General features: G+C 40.8%; 2 protein-coding genes. Both read left to right on the top strand.

What is annotated here, in order from left to right:
* On the top strand, positions 1 to 365 hold a 365-nt coding region (gene mraY, locus ACFIK8_RS10520; protein WP_375669396.1), incomplete at its 5' end, for a phospho-N-acetylmuramoyl-pentapeptide-transferase.
* Positions 366 to 369: 4 nt separating this feature from the next.
* Positions 370 to 885 (top strand): Mur ligase family protein (locus ACFIK8_RS10515; protein WP_375669395.1); only part of this gene is annotated, 516 nt, incomplete at its 3' end.

The raw sequence follows: 885 nt of genomic DNA, 5'->3' as shown, positions 1-885 counted from the left end.
CTGTTTTACTGGGAGCTGTTGTTGGGGCAGGGCTTGGTTTTTTATGGTTTAATGCGCCGCCAGCGGCTATTTTTATGGGGGATACTGGATCGTTGGCGCTTGGAGGGCTCTTAGGCATTGTTGCTGTAGCAACCAAGCATGAAATTGTTTTAGCTCTTATTGGTGGGCTTTTTGTTTTGGAGGGATTCTCGGTTGTTATTCAAGTTGGTTATTTCAAATTAAAAAAAAAGCGTGTGTTCCTTATGGCACCGATACACCATCATTTTGAGAAAAAAGGCTGGACTGAAAGTCAAGTTGTAATACGTTTTTGGATTATTTCGATAGTCCTTGCTTTGGTTGGCCTTTCAACACTTAAATTGCGGTGAAATTTTGATTTCTTGTACGTGTTATAAGGGGCAAAAAGTTGCTCTTTTTGGATTGGGAAAATCTGGATTAGCTGCTGCACAAGCGTTGATGAGTGGTGGTGCAAAAGTGGTTGCCTGGGATGATAATCCTTCAGGTGTGCATACGGCCAAGAGGGAAAATATTCCAACGAGAGATCTTCAATATGAGAACTGGTCAGAGTTTGTTGCATTGATTCTTGCACCTGGAGTTCCTTTAACTTATCCTCAACCGCATTGGGTTGTTGATAAAGCACGTCAAGCAGATATAGAAATTATTGGTGATATTGAATTATTTGTTCGTGCGCGTAACCATTTTTTACAACACTCTGGTTTTCGTGATCAAGATGTTCCGTTTATCGCTATTACGGGCACAAATGGGAAATCAACAACGACAGCTTTGCTTGCTCATTTGTTGGAACAAATGGGCTATGATGTGCAGATGGGGGGAAATATTGGAACTGCAATATTAACGCTTAAGCCATTTGTGAAAAAACGTATTTAT

It is taken from the genome of Bartonella sp. MR168JLCBS (assembly GCF_042194175.1).
The sequence above is the reverse complement of the archived record's forward strand: the minus strand, read 5'-3'. Positions and strand labels throughout refer to the sequence as shown.